The organism is Zavarzinia sp. CC-PAN008 (assembly GCF_051903925.1).
In the GTDB taxonomy this organism is placed as follows: Bacteria; Pseudomonadota; Alphaproteobacteria; order Zavarziniales; family Zavarziniaceae.
The window spans coordinates 2,580,114-2,601,019 of sequence record NZ_CP173678.1 but is presented as its reverse complement, the minus strand read 5'-3'; the positions used below and the strand labels follow the sequence as shown (position 1 = coordinate 2,601,019).

The window sequence follows — 20,906 nt, the reverse complement described above, 5'->3', positions numbered from 1 at the left end:
GGGCCGGTTGCCCCAGCCATCTCGACAGCAAACTAAAACAATGTCTTACTCCCCGCAACCGGGTGGGGGGAACCCGCCGAGATCGAGGGGAGGCACACGCCTTGGAGCGACTCTTTCAGCCGCTGACCGTGAAGGGCCTGGAGTTCAAGAACCGCATCGTCCACGTGCCCACGACGATGAACATGTCCGATCCGGCGGGCCATTGCACACCGAAGATCGTGGCGGCGTACGAGACTCTGGCCCGCGGCGGCTATGGCGCCACCATCGTCGGCGCCACCTGCGTACGCCATGACGGCCTGATCAACGAGCGCATGCTGGGCCTCTATGACGACACCTACGTCATCGGCCTGCGCGACGTGGTCGAGGTCATCAAGCACAACGACAACCTGGCCGGCATCCAGCTCTTCTATGGCGGCCTGATCCCCGGCCTGGGGTCCACGACCCCGCTTGAGCCGGGCAAGGGCTGGATTCCCGGCACCGTCTCCTGGGGTCCCAGCGACAAGTACATCATCGGCAACGCCCATCCCGGCGTCATCTCTACCGAGATCCTGGAAAGCCTGGTCGAGGACTATGCCCAAGGGGCGCGGCGGTCCAAGGAGGCGGGCTTCGACTTCGTCTCCTATCACTTCTGCCACGGCTCGCTGCCGCACGTGATGCTGTCGCACCTGTCGAACCAGGGCCGCACCGACAAGTACGCCGATCACTTCAAGTTCTGCGAGGAGATCATCCAGCGCACGCAGGAACTCTGCGGCAAGGACTATCCGATCATCCCGCGCCTGTGCTGTGACGAGAACCTGGAGGGCGGCTACGACATCGAGTACTTCGCCGAGCACTATGCCCCGCGCCTGCATGCCCTGGGCATCGCGGTGCTGGACTGCACGTTCGGCTCGATGCTGTTCGCCAAGAGCCGGCGGACCGACCTGGCCTCCACCGAATTCATCGGCCCCGGCTTCTATACGCCCAAGGTCGTCAACCTGGACAACATCCGGAAGCTGAAGGCGCTGCTGGTCGAGAAGGGCATCGACATGCCGCTGATCGGCTCGGCCAACCTGATCACGCCCGACCACCTGCGCACGATGGTGGGCGACGGGGCGGCCGAGTTCGCGGGCGTCTGCCGCCTGTCGCTGGACGATCCCGACTTCCCCAACAAGATGCTGTGGGGCCAGGAAGACCTGATCCGCAAGTCGACGCACACGGGGGCCTCGCTGCTCCAGGGCAACATCTTCGGCAAGGGCTGGGCCGGCTCGGCCCAGAACCCGACCTTTGGGCGTGAGCTTGAATACCGCATCGTGCCGACCACCCACCCGCGCAAGGTGGTGGTGATCGGCGGCGGCTCCGGCGGGATGGAATACGCCCTGACCGCCCAGGCCATCGGGCACAAGGTCGTGCTGTTCGAGAAGCACAAGACGCTGGGTGGCGTCATGGACTGGGCCGGCAACTATCCGGCCCTGCCCAACATGGAAATGCTGCGCTACCAGCCCGACTACCACAGGGCGATGATGGAACGCGCCGGCATCGACGTCCGCCTGGGGGTGGAGGCGACGCCCGACCTGGTCCTGGCGGAGAAGCCGGACGTCGTCGTGATCGCAACGGGTGCCCGCGCCAAGCTGCCGCCCGTCGCCGGGCTGGAGGCAGCGCAAGCGTCCGGCTTTGCCCTGACCATCGACCAGGCCATGGCCCGCGACGGCGCACCCGACATGGGCCCGGCCGTCGTCGTCTATGGTGCGAGCGAAGGGGCGGAACTCGCCGTCAACCTGGCGCGCCAGGGCAAGCGGGTGCGCCTGCTTGACCACAACCCGGCCTATGTCCCGGCCAACTACATCGGCAGCCGGGCACCCTATATCCAGCGCCTGCTGGCCGAATCGCAGATCACGGTCGAGACGGGCAAGACCCTGGCCGCGGTCGACGGCGGCACGGTCACCCTGGACGGGGGCGAGACGGTCGCCTGCGACACCATCGTCCTGGCGACCGGTCGCCAGGCGACGGGCGAGATCGCGCACGCCTTCTATGGCAAGGGGATCCAGGTCCAGGTCGTGGGTGACGCCAGGCGCCCGCGCTCCTATGGCAATGCGATCCACGAAGCGGCCTACCTCGCCCGCCAGATCTAGGCTAGGAAGGCGGCGCGGGCGCCGGCCGGCCATCGATGGCCGGCGCCCGCACCTATTGCAGATTTTCCAGCAGCGGGAAGTTCGATGCCTGATGCGGCCCCTCCTCGTCCGGCCATCCTGATCACGGGCGCGGCCCAGGGCATTGGCCTCGCCATCGCCAAACTGTTCGCGGCCAAGGGCTGGTTCGTCGGCCTGACCGATATTGCCAAGGACAAGCTGCCGGATGCCCTGGCCGCCATCGGTCCCGGCAATGGCTGGACGGCGCAGCTTGACGTGCGCGACCGCGGCCAGTGGCGCAAGGTGCTGGACGAATTCGTGCAGGCCGCCAATGGCCGCATGGACGTCCTGGTCAACAATGCCGGCCTGACCAGCTATACGTTCCTGGACGAGATGACGGACGAGGAGATCGACCGCATCGTCGACGTCAACCTGAAGGGCGTGCTGAACGGGGCGCGGGCCGGCCTGCCGATCCTGCAGCGGACCTATGGCTCGTGCCTGGTCAACATCGCGTCCTGTGCTGCCCTATACGGCTCGCCCAACTACTCGGTCTATTCGGCGAGCAAGGCGGCCGTGCGCGCCCTGTCCCAGGCGCTGGACATCGAATGGCAGAAGTACGACATCCACGTCCGCTGCATCCTGCCCTGGTCGCTTGAGACGCCGATCCTCGACACCGCGTCCGAAAAGGGCAGCCGCACCATCCGCGACGACATCAAGGTGTCGGGTCAGGCCATCTATCCGGTGGAGGACGCGGCGGAGGCCGTCTGGGCCGCCGTGCGGGGCGACGCGCTTGAGGCGATCGTGGGCCAGGCCGGCATCGACATGGCAACGCGAGTCAGGGCGGAACCCGACGCCGTCCGCGCCGACATGCGCGCCGCCTATGCCCCGCCCAAGGACCAGCCCCAGCGGCTCTAGGCCCTTCTTCGGTCCGCGCAAACCTCTAAACCGCTCATCCCCGCGCAGGCGGGGATCCAGAGTCACACAGGACAGCGCTGGTGGCTCTGGATTCCCGCCTGCGCGGGAATGAGCGGGGAATTTACCTAAGCTGATTCCAGTGGTGGTCTCCCGAAGGGAAGAGCAGCCGACCTCACCCGCCGCTGTCCTCCGCCGCCAGCAGGGCCAGCGTCTCGGGCGACGGGTCCTGGCTCAGCAGGCCGACGGCTGTGTCGATCAGGTTCTCATAGGTCGCGGAATGGCGCCAGAAACTGGCCCAGGCGTTCGACCGGCCGCGGGCCGCCTCGCGCGTTGACAGCGCCGCCGCCATGTAGAGCGGCATCAGCTCCAGCCGTTGCCGCATGATCGGCTCCGGGATTCCGGGCAACAGGCGGCAGATGTGTTCGGCTGCGCGCCAATAGCCGCTGTCGAACGAGCGCGGGACGGCGTTCAGGAACAGGTCGCGCTGGTTGACCAGCAGCATCGTGATGAAGCGCATCCAGGTTTCATCGTCCTCGTCCTCGGCCCCCAGGTCGAGGGCAAGGTCGGCCAGGATGTGCATCACCTCGCGCACGCTATGGGGCCCGCCCTGCGCCTCTGCCTCGTCCAGGCGGCGGTTGCGGGCGGCGTCGATCCCCTTGACCGCGTCGATCGCCAGTTCGTGGATCAGGCCTTCCTTCGACCCGAAATAGTAGTTGAGCGAGCCGATATTGCGTTGCCCCGCTTCCGCCACGATGTCGCGCACCGAAACCAGCTCGACCCCGTGCAGCGCGAACAGCCTCTGGGCCGCGCGCTTCAGGCGCTGCCGCGTCTCGTTGCCCTGGGCGGTGGCGCCGCTATGGGCCTGGGAGAGCGCCTGCGCGCGTTCGACCTGATCGACCTGCTCCATGCCCTGCGCTTTCCCGGACCTTGCGTTGACCAGCAGCAGCCTGACAGACCGTCAGTCCCCGCGGGTCCAGTCTGGCACACCGCGCAAGCACGCGCACAGTCCCCCGGGGCCACAGTGCGGAGCCATGGTTTGCATTTTTGTTAGTACGATGTTTCAATAACACCGTAAAGCTGGCGCAGACCGGCTTCCGCATGCGTGCAGGAAGGATTCGCGAATGGACGCCGCAAGCCGGCCGGGGCTGGCCCCGCACATCGACTGGGACGCGGCGCGCACGGCCCTGGCGCAGGATGGCGTCGTCTTCCTGCAGGCGGCGTTGGATGGCCCGGCAATGGCCCAGGTGGAGGAGGCATTCGCCTGGAGCCTGGCCAATCCCGGACCCAATGCACGACGCTTCTACCCGGGCGAGAAGGCGACCTTCCTGGAGGACACAGGCACGCCCGCCAGCCGGCCGCGCTACCTGGACCTGGTGCGCCAGGCCGGCGTCGCCGACACCGTTGCGCGCCTCTGGGGCACCTCGACCATGTGGTACATGGGAGAGCAGCTGTTCCTGAAGGAAGGCGGCTTCAGCCGGCGCACTCCCTGGCACCAGGACACCTCCTACCTGCGCATGGCGGGGTCGCAACTGGTCGCCTGCTGGGTCAGCCTCGACCCCCTGCCACGGACACAGTGCCTGGAATTCGTCCGCGGCTCGCATCGCGGCCCGCTCTATGACGGCTCGGCCTTCGACGCGAAGGACGACACGGCGCCGCTCTATGGCCATGGCGGTCTGCCGCGCCTGCCGGATATCCAGGCGGCGCGCCAGGACTACGACATCCTGTCGTGGGATGTGACGCCGGGCGACATCATCGTCTTTCACCTGGGCACGCTGCATGGCGGGGCCGGCACCACGCCGGAGATGCGCCGCCGCACCATGTCGCTGCGCTTCATGGGGCCCGACGTCGTCTATGACGCGCGCCCTGGCGATTCGCAGGAATCGACGGTCGGCAACGATGCCCGGCTGGCAACGGCCTATGCCGGGCTGAAGCCGGGCGATCCCTTCCGCACCGAGATGTTCGCGAAAGTCTGAACCCGACACACCGACAACGAACAAGAAGCCGAGGAGACAGCCATGCCCGACGGAACGGTTCTCGAGATCCCCCAGATGGTGGGCATCGCCCACCCGCCGCTGCGCAGTGCACAAAGGGCGAAGGCCTGGCCGGCCGGCACGCGGATCATCTCGGCCGACAGCCACATCCTGGAAGGCGACCTCTGGATCGACCGTTTTCCCGCGCACCTGCGGGACCGGGCGCCGCGCATGGCGTTCAAGGACGGCGGCTGGGAACTGCTAGTCAACGGCCAGTCCATGTTCCCTCCCGAGCGCAACCCGATCCTGTGCCAGTCGCTGGAATGCGTGCCCGGCATGACCAGCGTGCCGGAGCGCCTGAAGGACCTGGACATCGAGGGCGTCGAGAAGGAGCTGCTGTTCCCGCAGCGCCTGTTCGGCCTCAACATGGCGGGCGACATCGACTTTCGCGAGCACATCTACAGCGCCTATAACTCCTGGGTAGCCGAATTCTGCGCCCAGGCGCCCGACCGCCTGTTCTTCACCGCGATCCCCAATTTCTGGGATCCGGCCGCCGCGGCCGAATCGGTGCAGGAATGCAAGCGCCTGGGGGCCCGCTGCCTGATGGTGCCGATCAATCCGCGCAAGGACGTGAACGGCGAGCCGATCTACTACAACAGCCCGACGATGGACCCGTTCTGGGCGGCGGTTCAGGACAGCGGCATCCCGCTTTGCTTCCATATCGGCGAGAACCTTCCGACGGGCCTGCCCGGCGCCACGGGCTCGTTCGTGCTGAACCAGATGCAGGGCTTCCGGCCGATCTGGGGGGCACTGACCTTTGGCGGCGTATTCGACCGTTTCCCCGGGCTCAAGGTGGTCTTCGTGGAGGCGGGGCTGGCCTGGGTCGCGTCGATGCTGCACGACGCCGACATGATCTACAGCGCCTTCTCGATCACGATGGAGCCCAAGCTGGCGCATCAGCCCAGCTGGTACTGGCGCAATCATTGCTACGCCACCTTCATGACCGATCCCGTGGGGCTTGAGATCATTCATCGCATCGGGCCAGAGACGGCGATGTGGTCGTCCGACTACCCGCACCAGGAAAGCACCTTCGGCTATACCAGCAGCGCGATCCAGGCGGTGTTCGACAAGGTGGACGTGGAATCGGCGCAGGCGATCCTGGGCAAGACCGCGCTGAAGCTGTTCCGCATGGAGTAACCGGCCCGGTCGCAAGGCGTGGGCCTGCGCGTCGCATCTTGACGCGCAGGCCCCGGTCATGCGTCTACCCTCCCCCGGACAAGGGAGGAAACATGACCGGACCTGCGATCGCGCCGACGCCATCGGACGTCACGCCCGACTGGATGACCGCCGTTCTGCGCCAGGCCGGCCGCCTGGGCGATGGCCGCGTGACGGACATCGCGGCCAAGGGCGTGGGCCATGGCCAGGTGGGCGACAGCATCCGGTTCACCCTGACCTATGCGGGTCCCGCCGATGGTGCGCCGGCGACCCTGGTCGGCAAGTTCGCGGCCGCCGACCCGACAAGCAAGGCGACCGGCGCCACGCTGCAGCTCTATTTGCGGGAGGTCGCCTTCTATCGCGACGTGGCGGCGAGCGTGGCGATCAACACGCCGCGGATCCTGTTCGCGCAGTTCGACCCCGCCACGAACGACTTCACCCTGCTGATGGAGGACCAGGCGCCGGCCAGGCCCGGCGATCAGCTGGCCGGCTGTTCCGCCGCCGATGCCGCGGTTGTGATGGACCAGGCCGCGGCACTGCACGGCCCGCGCTGGGGCGATCCCACGCTGGGCAGCCTGCCCTGGCTGCAGCCGAACGAGCAGGTACGAGCGATGATCCGCCAGGTCTTCCCCACCGTGCAGGCGGGTTTCCGCGCGCGCTATGCCGACCTGCTGGAGGAGGAGTTCCAGGTGGTCGGCGATGCGCTGGCCGCCGGTGTGAACGCCTACATGGACCATGTCGCCGGGGCCATCACGGTGACCCATGGCGACTTCCGCCTGGACAACATGCTGTTCGACGTCCAGGGCGGGGCGCAGCCGCTGGCGACCCTGGACTGGCAGACGGTGGCACTTGGGCCCGGCGCCAGCGACGTCGCCTATTTCCTGGGCGCCGGCCTGCCGACCGAGCTGCGCCGCGCGCACGAGGTCGAGCTGCTGCGCCGCTGGCACGAGGGGCTGAAGCGCCATGGCGTGCGCGACTATGACTGGGACCAGTGCTGGCGCGACTACCGCCTCTATGCCTTCTCAGGCACGTTCACCGCGGTCTTTGCCTCCATGAACGTGGAACGCACGCCGCGCGGCGACGCCATGTTCATGACCATGGCCCGGCGCCACGCCCAGCAGATCCTGGACCACGACGGCATCGGCCTGCTGAAGTCGCTGGGGTGATTCTCCTTTATTTTCCAACCTCATCCTGAGGAGGCCGCAGGCCGTCTCGAAGGATGGGCCACCCGCGCGACGGCTGCCCATCCTTCGAGGCTTCGCTTCGCTCCGCACCTCAGGATGAGGTTGAGAAGGAGGCAAACGAAACCTCAGGCGAAGTAACCGTGCAGGTACCAGCGGGGCGGGGCGGCGGGGACCTCGTCATAGAGGCCGGCGCGGAACAGCCAGTAGCGGTGGCCCTCCGCATCCTCCACCCGGTAATAGTCGCGCACGCGGTCATGGTCGGCGATGGGCTCCGCGCCATCGGCCACGGCGGCGCTGCCCTGCCACCATTCGGGTGCGATCCGCTCAGGCCCGTCGGCCCGCACCACGCGTACCGCGCGGCCGCCGATCTGGACCAGGCTGGGCGGGGCGTCCGGCACCTCCGCCATCACCTTCACCGGCTCGGGATGGGCCAGCAGGCGCAAGGGCCGCGGCCGCCCGCCCCAGTCGTCGCGGGGGCTCCAGGGTGGCGGCGGGGCTCCGGCGGGGCTCCGACGGGCAGGCATCTCGGGCATTGCGGGTTCCCTTGCGGCTTTGAGGATGGGCACGGCGCGGACCGACCGCTCGGGCACGTGGCTGCCCGTCTGCGCCAGGATGAAGACGTGGGACGGTCCCAGGCGCCCGGCCAGCAGGTCGACCAGGGCGGCCAGGGCACGCCCCTCCGCCGCCGCCTGGTCCAGGCTGGCCTGGGCCGCGGCCAGCGCCTCCGTCGCGCGGGCGGCCAGGATCATGGCATCCAGGCCAAAGCCCAGGTCGACATCGTCCAGGTCGTGCGCGAACAGGCGGGCCAGGTGGGCCGCATCCCGGCTGGGCCGGCTGGTCCCCGCCTCCAGCACGATGCTGCTGCCGTCGGCGCGGATCAGGTACAGGTCCAGGCGCCGGGCGCCACGCCCCTGCGCCTCCAGGCCCTCGGCCAGGGCCTGGGCCAGCCGGTCGACGGCGGCGCGCACGCCGGCATCGCTGCCCAGCGGCTCGGCAAAGGCCTGGCGCACCAGGAACTCAGGCGGCGGCACCAGCCAGGGCAGCGGCTCGGCCACATGGCCCAGCGCGCGATCCAGCTGGCGCATCAGGTCGGGACCGAAGCGGCGGTCCAGTGCCGCGCGGGCCAGGGGATAGAGCGTGCCAATGGTGCGCAGGCCCAGCGTCCCCAGCAGGTGCGCCAGGGCTGGCGCCAGGCGCAGCGCCACGACCGGCAGCGGGGCCAGGGCAGCAGCCGGATCGCCGTCCACGATCGACCGCGCGGCCTGGCCGTGGCGGGCCAGGGCGTGCGCCGCCCCGGCGCTGCCCGCGATCGCCAGGCGATGGGCCAGGCCAAAGCGCGCCAGGCGGCGGCCCAGGTCGTCCAGCAGGGCGGCCTCGCCCCCGAACAGGTGCATGCCGCCGGTCATGTCCAGCAGCAGGCCGTCCGGCGCCTCTCCCGCCGCGGCGTCAAGGGCCAGGGCGGGCGAATAGCGGATGGCCCAGCGGCCCAGCCGGACCAGGGCCCGGCGATCGCCCTCCGGATCGGCGGGACGCAGGGCCAGGCCCGGCGCCAGGGCCAGGGCATCGGCCGCCAGCATGTCGCGGCGCAGGCCAAGGTCCAGCGCCGGCCGGTTGACGGCGCTCAACCGCTGGCCACCCGCCCCGGCGCGCCACAACGCCAGCGGAGCCTCAGGCGCGGCGGCGGAGGGGGCCTGCATCGTCGCCAGGGTCTTCAGCCGATCGGTCGGCCAATGGGGCAGCCAGATGGAAACGAAGCGCCGCATGGTCCCACTCCACAAGCCAGTCGACCGGCCGCATCCCCCGGGCCCGCACCAGGCTTGCCCGCCAGCGCGGCGCGCCCAGGCCCTGGCGGTTCAGCGGCTGCGGCGCGCTGGGGGCCGCCCCGATCGCCCAGCGCGTCCAGGCGATGCTGCCTTCCCCCACGGGCACGGGCGCCCGGCGCAGCAGCACCGCGGTGACGCCGCCCGCCTCCGCCGCCAGGGCCAGCCGGCGCCCCTGGACCAGGTCCAGGCGGTCCAGCTCGGCCACGACGGCGGCCAGGCCACGCGTGCGCAGGCCCTCCTCCATCGCCCACAGCAGGTCGGGCCGGCGCCGCGCCTGGGCCACGACCAGGCCGCCTTCCCCAGCCACCCCATCGGCGCAGATCAGGCCGAACGCCGCCAGGCCCGGCCCGAACAGGGCCGCCCGCGCGATCGGGACCAGCCACAGGACCGGCCGCAGCGGGCTGCCCGCCGTCCGTCCTGCGGCCAGGCGCGCCACCAGGGCCGCCCCGAAGCCCAGGGCCGCCGTCTCCTCTCCCGTTCCTGCGGGGGCCACTTCGTGCACCACGCCGCGCATCAGGCCGCCGCCCGGCAGGGCGCGGTCCAGCGCGGCGTCGCCCAGGCTTGCCACCCGCATCGCCGCACCGCCCGCGTCCACGCCGCCGACCGCCTGGCGCAGGCGGGCGATCAGGGCAGCACGATCGGGTGTCGTCGGGGTTTCGCGCATCGGGTCCACGGCGGTAGTTCCTATTTTGTTCTATAAAACGCCCTGGCGAGAGTCAAAGGGAGTCTGTCTGGCATGATGGGGGACCGCGGGCTGGCAAAAGGGACCTGCCGATGACGCTGCAGAACCGGGTCGACCCCTTTGGCCGGCTGGTCGCCGATCCGGGGCGCGGCCTGCTGACCGGGAACCGCGGCTGCCTGCACGATGACGGGCAGGTGATCCTGCGGTCCTGGCGCTCACGCGCATGGATCAGTTGCCTGCTGGTGTTCAAGGACTGGCACCGCGCGCCCATGCCGCCGCGGCGCTGGACCGCCCTGTTCTTCCTGGACGAGGCAACGGCGCTGGCTGCCGGCCACCGCCCCTGTGGCACCTGCCGGCGCGACCGCCTCAAGGCCTGGCGCGCGGCGCTGGGCCCGGACGCGACGCAGAGGCTGGGCGACCTCGACCGCCGCCTGCATGCAGAGCGCCGCTCCGGGGAGCGGCGCTGGCTGCCCGCCGCCGCCGTGCCCGACGGCGCCATGATCGAGCATGAAGGCCGCGCCTGGCTGGTCCGGGCGGGCGCCATGCAGCCCTGGAGCTTTGCCGGCTATGGCCCGGCGCAGATCCTGCCCCGCCTGGCCGTCACGGTCCTCACGCCACCCCTGATGCTCCAGACCCTGCAGGGCGGCTACGCCCCCCTGCTCCACCCCAGCAGCGCCCCCTCATAGCCCTCCACCGCCGCACGTCTACGGGATGTAACATCATCTCTGGGTTGTCTTTTGAACCCTCGACCACCTCATCCTGAGGTGCGGAGCGAAGCGTATTCTCGAAGGATGGGCCACCAGCGCGGGCGGCCCATCCTTCGAGACGGCGGCAGGGCCGCCTCCTCAGGATGAGGTTGTTCTATGGTACCTTCCGAAGGCCATAGGTGGTGGAGGGCTGGGGTGAGGGCGGAATCCTGAACTTTCCGCCGTCGCCGCACTCTAGACCCTCAGGACACCGCCCCCACCCCGGCCCTCCCCCATGCTCCGCACGGGGGAGGGAGTCGGCAGCGACAGGGCAGACCGCTCAGGGCCAGCCGACGCGGTCGGTCAGCTTCAGCGCCTCGGGGATGTTGCGGCCGATCGCGTCCATCGACTGGGTGTCGACCTTGAACGTGCCCCACGACGCCACCGTGGGATCCAGCTCGGCGCCCGCCACCACCGGATACTCGTAATTGCCCTTGGCGAAGATTGCCTGGGCCTCCGGGCTCGACAGGTATTCCAGGAACTTCACCGCCTCCGCCGGATGCGGCGCATGGGCCGTGACGCCGCCGCCCGAGACGTTGACGTGCATGCCATAGCTGTCCTGGCCGGGGAAGAAGATGCCAAGCTTGGCCACGACCTCCCTGTCCTCCGGCTTGTCCGAGTTGGACAGGCGCGCGAAGTAGTAGTGGTTGACCACCGCGATGTCGCCGACGCCGGCGGCGATCGCCTTGATCTGGTCGGTGTCGCCGCCCTCCGGCTTGCGCGCCAGGTTGGCGACCATCCCCTTGGCCCAGGTCTCCGCTGCCTCAAGCCCGTCGCGCGTGATGATCGAGGCGATCAGCGCCTGGTTATATGGGTGGTTCGAGGTGCGCAACAGCAGCCGGCCCTTCCACTTCGGGTCGGCCAGGTCCTCATAGGTCGACAATTCCTCCGGCTTCACCCGCTCCTTGGAATAGACGATCACCCGGGCGCGGGTGGCAAAGGTGAACCAGCTGCCGTCTGCTTCGCGGAAATGGGCGGGGATGCGCTCGTTCAGCACGGCGGAGTCGGTCTTGGCGAACAGGCCGTCGTCCATGGCGCGGACCAGGTTGCCGGCGTCGACCGTGATGAACACATCGGCCGGGCTGTTCTCCCCTTCCAGCTTCAGGCGTTGGCGCAGCTCGTCGGCGCTGCCCTTGACCAGGTTGACGCTGATGCCGGTCTGCTCCTGGAACTTGCCGAACAGCTCGTCGTCCGAGGGATAGTGGCGGGACGAATAGATGTTGATCTCCGCCGCCTGGGCAGAACCGGCCAGGACGGGGGCAAGCGTGCCCGCCGCCCCGGCCCCCATGACGAGCAGGCCAAGGCCGGCGATCAGACTGCGCATGCAAACCTCCAACTGAAAATGCGTCGCATCTTCCCCCGCGGTTCCCATAAGCCATGCGCTGGTGCGTCGCAAGCGCAGCTGGATGGAAATCTGGCAGCCGCCGGATTAATCTTGCGAAACATTCGCAATCGTGCTGCGGTCCGCCCGCCTTGGAGAGGGGAGAACGATGCGCATTCTCAGGAACACGGTGGCCGCCGTCGCGCTGCTGGCGGCGACACCCGCCCTGGCGGCCGACCCGGCTGCCGTCATTGCGACCTATGGCGACGTCGCCCACGCCATGTACGCGGACTCGCTGGTCACGGCGGAGGCGCTGGACAAGGCGGTCGACGCCCTGATCGCCAATCCAACCGACGAGACGCTGAAGGCCGCCCGCGCCGCCTGGCTGGCCGCCCGGGTGCCCTACCAGCAGACCGAGGGCTTCCGCTTCGGTAATGCGCTCGTCGACGATTGGGAAGGCCGCGTGAACGCCTGGCCCCTGGACGAGGGCCTGATCGACTATGTGGCGCCCGCCTATGGCACGGAATCGGACAGCAACCCGCTTTATGCCGCGAACATCATCGCCAACACGTCGCTGCGGATCGGGCCCGAGACGCTGGACACGACCACGATCGACAAGCCGCTGATCAAGGTCCTGCACGAAGCGCAGGAGGTCGAGGCGAACGTCACGACCGGCTATCACGCGATCGAGTTCCTGCTCTGGGGCCAGGACCTGAACGGCACGGGGCCGGGCGCCGGCAACCGCCCCGCCACCGACTACAGCACGACCAATTGCACCGGCGGCAATTGCGACCGGCGTGCCGCCTATCTGAAGGCCGCAAGCAGCCTGCTGGTCGACGACCTGCGCGAGATGGTCGGCAACTGGGAGAAGGACGGCCCGGCACGCCAGGCCCTGACCGAGGGTGGGCCGGACAAGGGCCTGGCCACCATCCTGACGGGCCTGGGCAGCCTGTCCTATGGCGAGCTGGCGGGCGAGCGGATGAAGCTGGGCCTCATCCTCCACGATCCGGAGGAGGAGCACGACTGCTTCTCGGACAATACCCACAATTCCCACTACTACGACCAGGTGGGCATGTGGGCGATCTATACCGGCAGCTATACCCGCATCGATGGGTCCAAGGTCGAAGGCCCCGGCATCAACGCCCTGATCGCCGCCAAGGACAAGGCCGCGGGCGAGAAGATCGACGCCGCCTTCACCGCCGCGACGGCAGCGCTCAAGGCGATCAAGGACGAGGCCGACAGCGGCCGCCAAGCCTATGACCAGATGATCGGCCCCGACAATGCGGCCGGCAATGCCCTGGTCCAGGCCGGCGTCGACGGCCTCGTCGCCCAGGCCCGCGCGATCGAGGGCGGGGTCGCGGCGCTGGGCTTGACCATCTCGGTCGAAGGCTCGGACAGCCTCGACAACCCCTCGGCCGTGGGCGCGGAGTAAGGCATCCCATGCGTCTGACACGCCGTGCCCTGCTGGGCGGGGCCGGCGTGCTGGGCCTGGGCGCGGCGGCCGGTGGCACGCGCCACCTGCTGCCCCCCGCCTGGGCGGCACCGGCGCTGGATGTGACGCTGGAGGCCCGTGCCACGGCACTGCCCCTGGTCGCGGGCGCCGCACCGACACCGGGCTTTGGCTACCGCCTGGGCGGTGCTGCGCAGGACGGGCCCTATCCGGTCCTGCGCCTGCGCCAGCACCAGCGCCTGCGCGCTACCCTGCTGAACAGCCTGGCCGAGCATACGTCGGTCCACTGGCATGGCATCCGCCTGCCGCACGCGATGGATGGCGTGCCCTGGCTGACCCAGGACCCCGTCCACCCGGGCGAGCGCTTCACCTACGACTTCACGGTGCCCGACACCGGCACCTTCTTCTTCCACCCCCATTGCGACACGGTGAGCCAGCTGGGCCGCGGCCTGGCCGGCGTGCTGATCGTCGACGGCGATGCGGACAACGCTCCGTTCGATGCCGACATCCTGGCGGTGGTCAAGGACTGGTATGTGGACGCGGCAGGAAACCCGGCCCCCCTGACCAGTGCGGCCGGCGCGTCAAAGGCGGGCACGTTCGGCGCGGTCGCCACCGTCAACGGCATCGTGGCGCCCGACTACACGGTCCCGCCCGGTGGCGACGTGCGCCTGCGCGTCCTCAACATCGACAATACCCGCGTGATGCAGGTGGGGCTGGAGGGAGCGGAGGCTTGGGTCATCGCCGTCGACGGCAACCCGGTCGAGCCCTGGCTGCTGAAGACCTGGCGCCTGGGCCCTGCCATGCGCCTGGACCTGCACCTGCGCGCAGGTGCGGCGGGCAGCACCGTCACGCTGACCGACTGGTTCGCGGCACAGCCCCGCCGCCTGGCACGCCTGCGGGCGCAGGGGCCGGCGCTGGCCCGCCCGGCGTTCGCCCCCCGCGCCCTGCGTGCGGCCGAGGTGCCGGTGCCCGACCTCGAACAGGCCGAGACCCTGCCCATGGTGCTGAGCGCCAGCAGCGGTGCGGCCCCGCCGACCAGCCCGGGCGTGCCCGGCCTGCCCAACTATGCCGACGCGCTGTGCCTGTCGGCCGACACGTTCTGGGCGATCAACCAGCAGGCCTGGCCGCCGACCGCGGCCCTGGCGCTGCCACCGCCGCTGGCGACCCTGAAGCTGGGCCGCAGCTACAAGCTGGAGATCCTGAACACGACCCAGTTCCCGCATCCCTTCCACCTGCACGGGCACACGATGCTGGTCCTGGAATCGAGCCGGGGCGACCTGCCGCAGCACCTGTGTGACACCGTTCTGGTACGCCAGCGCGAACGGGTCACGGTCGCCTTCGTTGCCGACAATCCCGGCGACTGGATGGTCCATTGCCACATCATCGAGCACCAGGAGACGGGCATGATGGGCATCGTCCGCGTGGCATGAGCGGGCCCGTGTCTTTCACCGGTCCCTCTGGTCGGACATCGCCCAGGGGCTCCGTCCCCCCGCGCGGGGAAGGGTACCTGCTGCGCGCCGGGCTGCTGCTGCTCACTGCCCTGCTGGTCACCTCCCCCGCCCGGGCCGACCTGGACGATCGTATCGGGCAGTCGCTATTCGAGCGGACCTGGGTGCCGGCACCGGCCTCCACCGCCTCGACCGACGGCCTGGGTCCGCAGTTCGACGGACGGGCCTGTTCCGCCTGTCATGATGGTGCCTTCCGCAGCCCGTTGAAGCGCGCCCGCATCGTCCGCCTGGGCGACGCCGACGGGCAGCCCGATCCGGTCTATGGCAGGCAGCTGAACCGCCTGTCCGTCCAGGGCATTCCGGTCGAGGCCCGCCTGGACCTGGAATGGAGTCAGGTCCCTGCCCCAGACCTTGACCTGGTCATGCTGAAGCCTGCGATTGTGGTGACGGACCTCGCCTTCGGCCCGCTGGCGCCCCAGACCGGGCTGTCGCTGCGGCAGGCGCCCGCCCTGTCGGGCCTGGGCCTGCTGGAGCAGGTGCCGGTGGCGGCGATCCTGGCGCGCGCCGATCCGGATGACCGCGACGGCGATGGAGTCCGTGGCCGCGCCCATTGGGTGATGGAGCCGGACGGCGCCCGCGCGCTGGGGCGCTTCGGCTGGAAGGCCTCGACCGCCAGCGTGGCCGAACAGACGGCCAAGGCGTTCCTGCTTGACCTGGGCCTGTCGACGCCCGCCATGGGTCCCGCCTGGGGCGACTGCACCCCGTCCCAGCGGGCCTGCATGGACGCCCCCCAGGGCGGCGCCGCCGACGCGGCCGAACTGAACGCCGACATCCTGGCCCTTGTCGTGCGGCATGTAGAACACTTCCCGGCACCGGCCCGTGGGGCGGAGGGGGCGGAGCAGGCCCATGGGCGGATCCTGTTCGCCGCAGCCGGCTGCGACGTCTGCCATGCGTCCAGCCTGCCGCTGGCCGGCGGTGGCACCATCGCCCCCTTCACCGACCTCCTGCTGCACGACATGGGCCCCGGGTTGGCCGATAGCGTGGGCGAGGGTGGGGCAACAGGACCGGAATGGCGCACAGCACCGCTCTGGGGCCTTGGCCGCGCTGTCGCCAGCGGGGCCGGCCTGCTGCATGACGGCCGCGCCGCGACCGTGGCCGAAGCCATTGCCTGGCACGACGGGGAAGCCGCGGGCGCCCGGGCACGCTTCGCCGGGTTCAGTGCCGCCGAGCGCGCCGCCCTGCTCGCCTTCCTTCAGTCGCTGTGATGCCCTCATCAAGACGGGAACGACGTCCATGTTGACCCTGATGCGTTCCGCGCGGTGCTGGCGCGGCCTGCTGCTTGGCGCGCTGGTGGCGGTCTCTCCGCTGGCGGCGGCGCGCGCGGCGGATCCGCCGCGCCAGGTCGTGCTTCAGGTGGCGCGCGACTACCTTGCCCCGCGCTACCAGGCCCTGCAGGCCGCGACCCAGGCCCAGGTCGCCGCCTGGGCCACCTGCCCCGCGACGCCCGCCCAGCTCGCCCGCCTGCGCCAGGCCTTCGGCGCCGTGGCCGATGCCTGGGCCGGCGTGCAGCACGTCCATTTCGGCCCGGCCACGCTGGAGCTGCGGGTTGAGCGCTTCTACTTCTGGCCCGACCCCCGCAACATGACCCAGCGCGGCCTGGATGCGCTGCTGGCGTCCGACAAGCCGCTGGCCGGCGACGCCCTGCGCACGGAAAGTGTTGCCGTCCAGGGGCTGCCCGCGATGGAGCGCCTGCTCCATGGCGATGGCGCGGAGGCGGCACTGGCACCGGGGGCCGCCGGGGTGGAGCGGCGCTGCGCCCTGGGTCGCGCCCTGGCCCAGGGCCAGGCCCAGATGGCCGATGGCATCGTGAGCCTGTACATGGCGCCGGACGGCGTCATTGCCGCGCTGGAGGGGCCGGGCGCCCTGCCCGGCCTGTTCGACGATCCCGATGATGCCGGGCGGCGGATCCTGACCGACCTGATGACGCTGTTCCAGATCGTCTCGGACCAGAAGCTGATCGCCGTGCTGGGCACCTCGGTTGAGAAGGCCAGGCCGCGCCAGGCGGAACTATGGCGCAGTGGCCGCTCTGCCCGCATGCTGCGCCTCAGCCTGGACAGCGGCCTTGCCATGTACCGTGCCCTGGCCCCCAGCGTGCGCAAGGCCGCGGACGGTCCCGCCACCGACCGCGCGGTGGAGGAGGCCTTCGCCGCCGCCATCGCCGCCGCCGCGGCCCTGCCCGACGACCTGGGCGCCGCCGCGGCCGACCCGGCCCAGCGCCCGAAGCTGGAGGCGACGCAGGCCGCCGTGAAGCATGTCCGCGACGTGTTCGGCGCCCGCGTCCCGGCGGCTCTGGGCATCATCCTGGGCTTCAACGCCCTCGATGGCGATTGAGGGGGCACGACCGATGATCCCCACGCGCCGCACCGTCCTGGGTTGGACCGCCAGCCTGGGCGTCCTGGCCCTGGCGCCGCGCCGCCCGCGCGCTGCCCCCCGTCGGATCCATGTCAGTGCCGGCGCCATCGGCGACCGCTTCGTGGCCCTGGCCTTTGATTCCGCGGGCACGATCCTGTGGACCGCCGACCTGCCCGGCCGCGGCCATGGCCTGGCCGAGCGGCCGGCCTCGCCGGAGGTCGTCTTCCCCGCCCGTCGACCGGGGCGCTTCGGCCTGGTCCTGGACGCACGCGACGGCAGCCCGCTGGCCCGTTTCGAGGCCAGTCCCGCACGCCACTTCTTCGGCCATGCCGCCTTCGACGGGGGCGGCTGCCTGCTCACCACCGAGAACGACCTGGACACCGGCCGCGGCCTGGTCGGCCGGCGCGACCCGGCCGCCGGCTATGCCCTGGTCGAGACGTGGGACAGCGGCGGCACCGGCCCGCACGAAATCGTGGCGATGCCGGACGGGCAGGCGCTGACCATCGCCAATGGCGGGATCGAGACGCGGCCCGACACCGGACGCGCCGTGCTGAACCCGGGAGAGGTCGTCAGCGGCATTGCCGACCTGGGGCCCCGCGGCCGGATCGCGGCGGACGCCCTGGTCGACCTGCCCCAGGGAACCCTGTCGCTGCGCCATCTCGTGGTCCTGGCCGACGGCAGCGTCGCCTTCGGGCTTCAGGCGGTCGGCCTGCTGGACGGGCCGGCGCCGCTGGTCGGCCTGTGGGACCACCAGCGCCTGCACCTGCTGGATGCGCCGGCCGGCGCGCTCGACGGCTTCGCGTCCTATGTCGGCGGGATCGAGGCGGACGCAAGCGGCACGGTCATCGCCGCCACCTCACCCCTGGGGGGCGCGCTCGCCCTGTGGTCGGTGCCCGAGCGACGCTTCCTGGGCGCCGCATCGCTGCCCGACGTCTCCGGCGTCGCCCCCCTGGGCGAGCCTGGCGCCTTCATCGCCACCACCGGCGGCGGCCTGATCGCCCGCGTGGCACCGGCCTCCAGCGGGCTGGACGTCCGCGTGCTGGCCCGCCACGGCCTGCGCTTCGACAACCACATCAGGACATTGGTCATTTAGGCGGGTGGCCTTTAGTTTCGATCGCCCACTACATTTTCATCACCTACGTACCCCGGTCTATCCGGGGTACCCATGAACCAACCTTTCCGAATGCGCGACGGCCAGGTCATGGGTCGCCCGGATAAACCGGGCGACGTAGGTGTGAGGTATATAGCCTCTCAGCGCACTCAGCGCGGAACGCCATCCCGCCTGCGCCCATAAAGCCTTCGGAAATGCCGGATGTCGGACAGGGCATCCTCTATGGCACCGTCCAGGAACCGGTCCAACCCGCGCCGGCGGCGCAGCATGCGGATCACGTGGCGCGCCTCGGCCTGGGGGTGGATGCGGCCGATATGGCCAAGACAGGTCGCCGCCAGGCGCACCCGGGCGATATCGCGGCCCAGCAGTTCCTTCAGCATCACGTGCTGGGCCCAGGCCGCGTCATCCTCGTTGAATGCGATCGACAGCATGGCGTCCAGCGCCTGCTGCAGCGAACCCGTTGCCATCAGCCGCTCCGCCTCCTCGCGGGAGAAGGACGGCACCTCCCGATAGACCCGTGTTTCCCCGTCGCCCGTCACCCGGCCCCCTGCGCGTCGCTCCATGCGTTGGCGCAATCCTAGGACCGGCGACCTGCGCTGTCCCCTCCCGCCCCTTGGGCCGGGTTGCGCACATCCGGGGGGGCGGCTAGAAGGGGGGCGCTCCCGTTCCCGACCCACGCGAAAAGATCAGGCCATGGCCAGCTATCAATACGTCTACGTGATGAAGGACCTGTCCAAGACCTATCCGGGGGGCAAGACGGTCCTGAAGAACGTCTGGCTGTCGTTCCTGCCGGGGGCGAAGATCGGCGTGCTCGGCAACAACGGCTCGGGCAAGTCGACTTTGCTCAAGATGATGTCGGGCAAGGACAAGGAGTTCACGGGCGAGGCCTGGGCCGCCGAGGGGGTCAAGATCGGCTTCCTGATGCAGGAGCCGGAACTGGACCCCAACCTGGACGTGCTGGGCAACATCATGCTGGGCGTGGCCGAGACCCGGGCCCTGCTCGACCGCTTCGAAGCGGTCAACCTGCGCTTTGGCGAGGACCTGTCCGACGACGAGATGAACGACCTGATCGCGGAGCAGGGCGAGCTTCAGGAGAAGATCGACGCGGCCAATGCGTGGGAGCTGGACCGCCAGGTCGAGATCGCGATGGACGCGCTGCGCACGCCGCCGGGCGATGCCGCGATCGACAAGCTGTCGGGCGGTGAAAAGCGCCGCGTCGCCCTGTGCCGGCTGCTGCTGGAAAAGCCGGACATGCTGCTGCTGGACGAGCCGACCAACCACCTGGACGCCGAATCCGTCACCTGGCTGGAAAAGTTCCTGGAGACCTATCCCGGCACCGTCGTGGCCGTGACCCACGATCGCTACTTCCTGGACAATGTCGCCGGCTGGATCCTGGAACTGGATCGCGGCCAGGCCCTGCCCTATGAGGGCAATTATTCGGGCTGGCTGGAGCAGAAGAAGAAGCGCAACGAGCTGGAGGGCCGGGCCGAGGATGCCCGCCAGAAGCAGCTGGACCGCGAACTGGAATGGATCCGGCAGAGCCCGCGCGCGCGCCAGGCCAAGTCCAAGGCCCGCATCACGGCGTACGAGGACCTGCTGGCCCAGCAGACCGAGAAGCGCGACCCGACGCAGCAGATCATCATCCCGCCCGGCCCCCGCCTGGGCGACCTGGTGATCGAGGCAAACCACCTGAGCAAGGCCTTCGGCGACCGCCTGCTGATCGACGACCTGTCGTTCAAGCTGCCGGCCGGTGGCATTGTCGGCGTGATCGGCCCCAACGGCGCGGGCAAGACGACGCTGTTCCGCATGCTGACGGGGGCGGAGACGCCGGACCAGGGCACGATGCGCGTTGGCGACACCGTGAAGCTTGGCTATGTCGACCAGAGCCGCGACGCGCTCGACCCCAACAAGACGGTCTGGCAGGAGGTCTCCGGCGGCCTCGACATGCTGCAGATGGGCAAGCGGGAGATCCCGTCCCGCGCCTATGTCGGCGCCTTCAACTTCCGCGGTGCCGACCAGCAGAAGAAGGTGGGCCAGCTCTCGGGCGGTGAGCGCAACCGCGTCCACCTGGCCAAGATGCTGAAGTCCGGCGCCAACCTTCTGCTCCTTGACGAGCCCACCAACGACCTGGACGTCGATACGCTGCGCGCGCTGGAAGAGGCGCTGAGCGAGTTTGCCGGCTGCGCCATGATCATCAGCCATGATCGCTGGTTCCTGGACCGCATCGCGACCCACATGCTGGCGTTCGAGGGGGACAGCCACGTCGAGTGGTTCGAGGGCAACTACGAATCCTATGAGGCCGACCGGCACCGGCGCCTGGGCTCCGACGCCGACCAGCCCCACCGCATCAAGTACAAGCCGATCAGCCGCTGACCCGATCCGCGGCCCCACGCGACGCGCGGGGCCGCGGCGACACCGGTGGCGGCCCGCGCGCAGGACGCCGCCACGCGGGGCAGGATTGCGGGTGCCCGGCTTGCGCCGGGGGGTGGTTTCCGGTCCACTCGGCCCGCCCTTCTGGACAGTT

Annotated in this window: 17 protein-coding genes; 12 read left to right on the top strand and 5 right to left on the bottom strand. The window is 70.0% G+C overall.

The genetic code is table 11. From position 1 onward, the window contains the following. Positions 1-101: 101 nt before the first annotated feature. Positions 102-2,108: an FAD-dependent oxidoreductase gene (locus ACI6GS_RS12205; protein WP_439813724.1), complete on the top strand. Its 2,007-nt coding sequence runs from the start codon at positions 102-104 to the stop codon at positions 2,106-2,108. Between the two features lie 84 nt (positions 2,109-2,192). Continuing rightward, entirely contained in the window at positions 2,193-3,020 is an 828-nt protein-coding gene (locus ACI6GS_RS12200; RefSeq protein ID WP_439813723.1) for an SDR family oxidoreductase, read from the top strand. A 172-nt stretch (positions 3,021-3,192) separates the two neighbouring features. Here ACI6GS_RS12200 and ACI6GS_RS12195 read toward each other — a convergent pair whose 3' ends face one another. Then, on the bottom strand, positions 3,193-3,927 hold the full coding sequence (locus ACI6GS_RS12195; protein ID WP_439813722.1) for a TetR/AcrR family transcriptional regulator: 735 nt from the start codon (positions 3,925-3,927) through the stop codon (positions 3,193-3,195). 214 nt (positions 3,928-4,141) lie between these two features. On the opposite strand from ACI6GS_RS12195, the gene ACI6GS_RS12190 reads away from it, so the two are divergent. From ACI6GS_RS12190 to ACI6GS_RS12180, 3 genes are all read left to right on the top strand, one after another. Continuing rightward, positions 4,142-4,993 (top strand): phytanoyl-CoA dioxygenase family protein, encoded by an 852-nt coding sequence (locus ACI6GS_RS12190; RefSeq protein WP_439813721.1) that lies wholly within the window; start codon positions 4,142-4,144, stop codon positions 4,991-4,993. A 42-nt stretch (positions 4,994-5,035) separates the two neighbouring features. Beyond that, positions 5,036-6,187 carry an amidohydrolase family protein gene (locus ACI6GS_RS12185; protein WP_439813720.1) on the top strand — a complete coding sequence of 384 codons (1,152 nt, stop codon included), beginning with the start codon at positions 5,036-5,038 and terminating at the stop codon, positions 6,185-6,187. Between the two features lie 92 nt (positions 6,188-6,279). After that, entirely contained in the window at positions 6,280-7,371 is a 1,092-nt protein-coding gene (locus ACI6GS_RS12180; protein WP_439813719.1) for a phosphotransferase family protein, read from the top strand. 143 nt (positions 7,372-7,514) lie between these two features. Here the strand turns inward: ACI6GS_RS12180 and ACI6GS_RS12175 are convergent, their stop codons facing one another. Continuing rightward, positions 7,515-9,152, bottom strand: coding sequence for a Y-family DNA polymerase (locus ACI6GS_RS12175; RefSeq protein ID WP_439813718.1), 1,638 nt, complete (start codon positions 9,150-9,152; stop codon positions 7,515-7,517). Continuing rightward, positions 9,058-9,885 (bottom strand): ImuA family protein, encoded by an 828-nt coding sequence (locus ACI6GS_RS12170; protein WP_439813717.1) that lies wholly within the window; start codon positions 9,883-9,885, stop codon positions 9,058-9,060. The genes ACI6GS_RS12175 and ACI6GS_RS12170 overlap by 95 nt, the downstream gene beginning before the upstream one ends. 101 nt (positions 9,886-9,986) lie before the next feature. Between ACI6GS_RS12170 and ACI6GS_RS12165 the strand changes: the two genes are divergently transcribed. After that, a complete protein-coding gene (locus ACI6GS_RS12165) occupies positions 9,987-10,580 on the top strand; it encodes a hypothetical protein (RefSeq protein WP_439813716.1) in 594 nt (197 codons plus the stop codon). 340 nt (positions 10,581-10,920) lie between these two features. On the opposite strand, the gene ACI6GS_RS12160 is transcribed toward ACI6GS_RS12165, so the two are convergent. Continuing rightward, complete coding sequence (locus tag ACI6GS_RS12160; RefSeq protein ID WP_439813715.1) at positions 10,921-11,964, bottom strand: Fe(3+) ABC transporter substrate-binding protein; 1,044 nt, start codon at positions 11,962-11,964, stop codon at positions 10,921-10,923. Between the two features lie 166 nt (positions 11,965-12,130). On the opposite strand from ACI6GS_RS12160, the gene ACI6GS_RS12155 reads away from it, so the two are divergent. Genes ACI6GS_RS12155 through ACI6GS_RS12135 form a run of 5 tightly spaced genes read left to right on the top strand, consistent with a single transcriptional unit; the run spans position 12,131 to position 18,364 of the window. Continuing rightward, positions 12,131-13,393 carry an imelysin family protein gene (locus ACI6GS_RS12155; protein ID WP_439813714.1) on the top strand — a complete coding sequence of 421 codons (1,263 nt, stop codon included), beginning with the start codon at positions 12,131-12,133 and terminating at the stop codon, positions 13,391-13,393. A gap of 8 nt (positions 13,394-13,401) precedes the next feature. Next, complete coding sequence (locus ACI6GS_RS12150; protein WP_439813713.1) at positions 13,402-14,841, top strand: multicopper oxidase family protein; 1,440 nt, start codon at positions 13,402-13,404, stop codon at positions 14,839-14,841. Between the two features lie 8 nt (positions 14,842-14,849). Beyond that, positions 14,850-16,124, top strand: coding sequence for a di-heme oxidoredictase family protein (locus tag ACI6GS_RS12145; RefSeq protein ID WP_439813712.1), 1,275 nt, complete (start codon positions 14,850-14,852; stop codon positions 16,122-16,124). Between the two features lie 40 nt (positions 16,125-16,164). Beyond that, on the top strand, positions 16,165-17,250 hold the full coding sequence (locus ACI6GS_RS12140; protein WP_439813711.1) for an imelysin family protein: 1,086 nt from the start codon (positions 16,165-16,167) through the stop codon (positions 17,248-17,250). A 13-nt stretch (positions 17,251-17,263) separates the two neighbouring features. Next, complete coding sequence (locus ACI6GS_RS12135; protein ID WP_439813710.1) at positions 17,264-18,364, top strand: DUF1513 domain-containing protein; 1,101 nt, start codon at positions 17,264-17,266, stop codon at positions 18,362-18,364. Positions 18,365-18,531: 167 nt separating this feature from the next. On the opposite strand, the gene ACI6GS_RS12130 is transcribed toward ACI6GS_RS12135, so the two are convergent. Further along, a complete protein-coding gene (locus tag ACI6GS_RS12130) occupies positions 18,532-18,945 on the bottom strand; it encodes a hypothetical protein (RefSeq protein ID WP_439813709.1) in 414 nt (137 codons plus the stop codon). Positions 18,946-19,075: 130 nt separating this feature from the next. On the opposite strand from ACI6GS_RS12130, the gene ettA reads away from it, so the two are divergent. Beyond that, entirely contained in the window at positions 19,076-20,755 is a 1,680-nt protein-coding gene (gene ettA, locus ACI6GS_RS12125; protein WP_439813708.1) for an energy-dependent translational throttle protein EttA, read from the top strand. Positions 20,756-20,906: the final 151 nt, after the last annotated feature.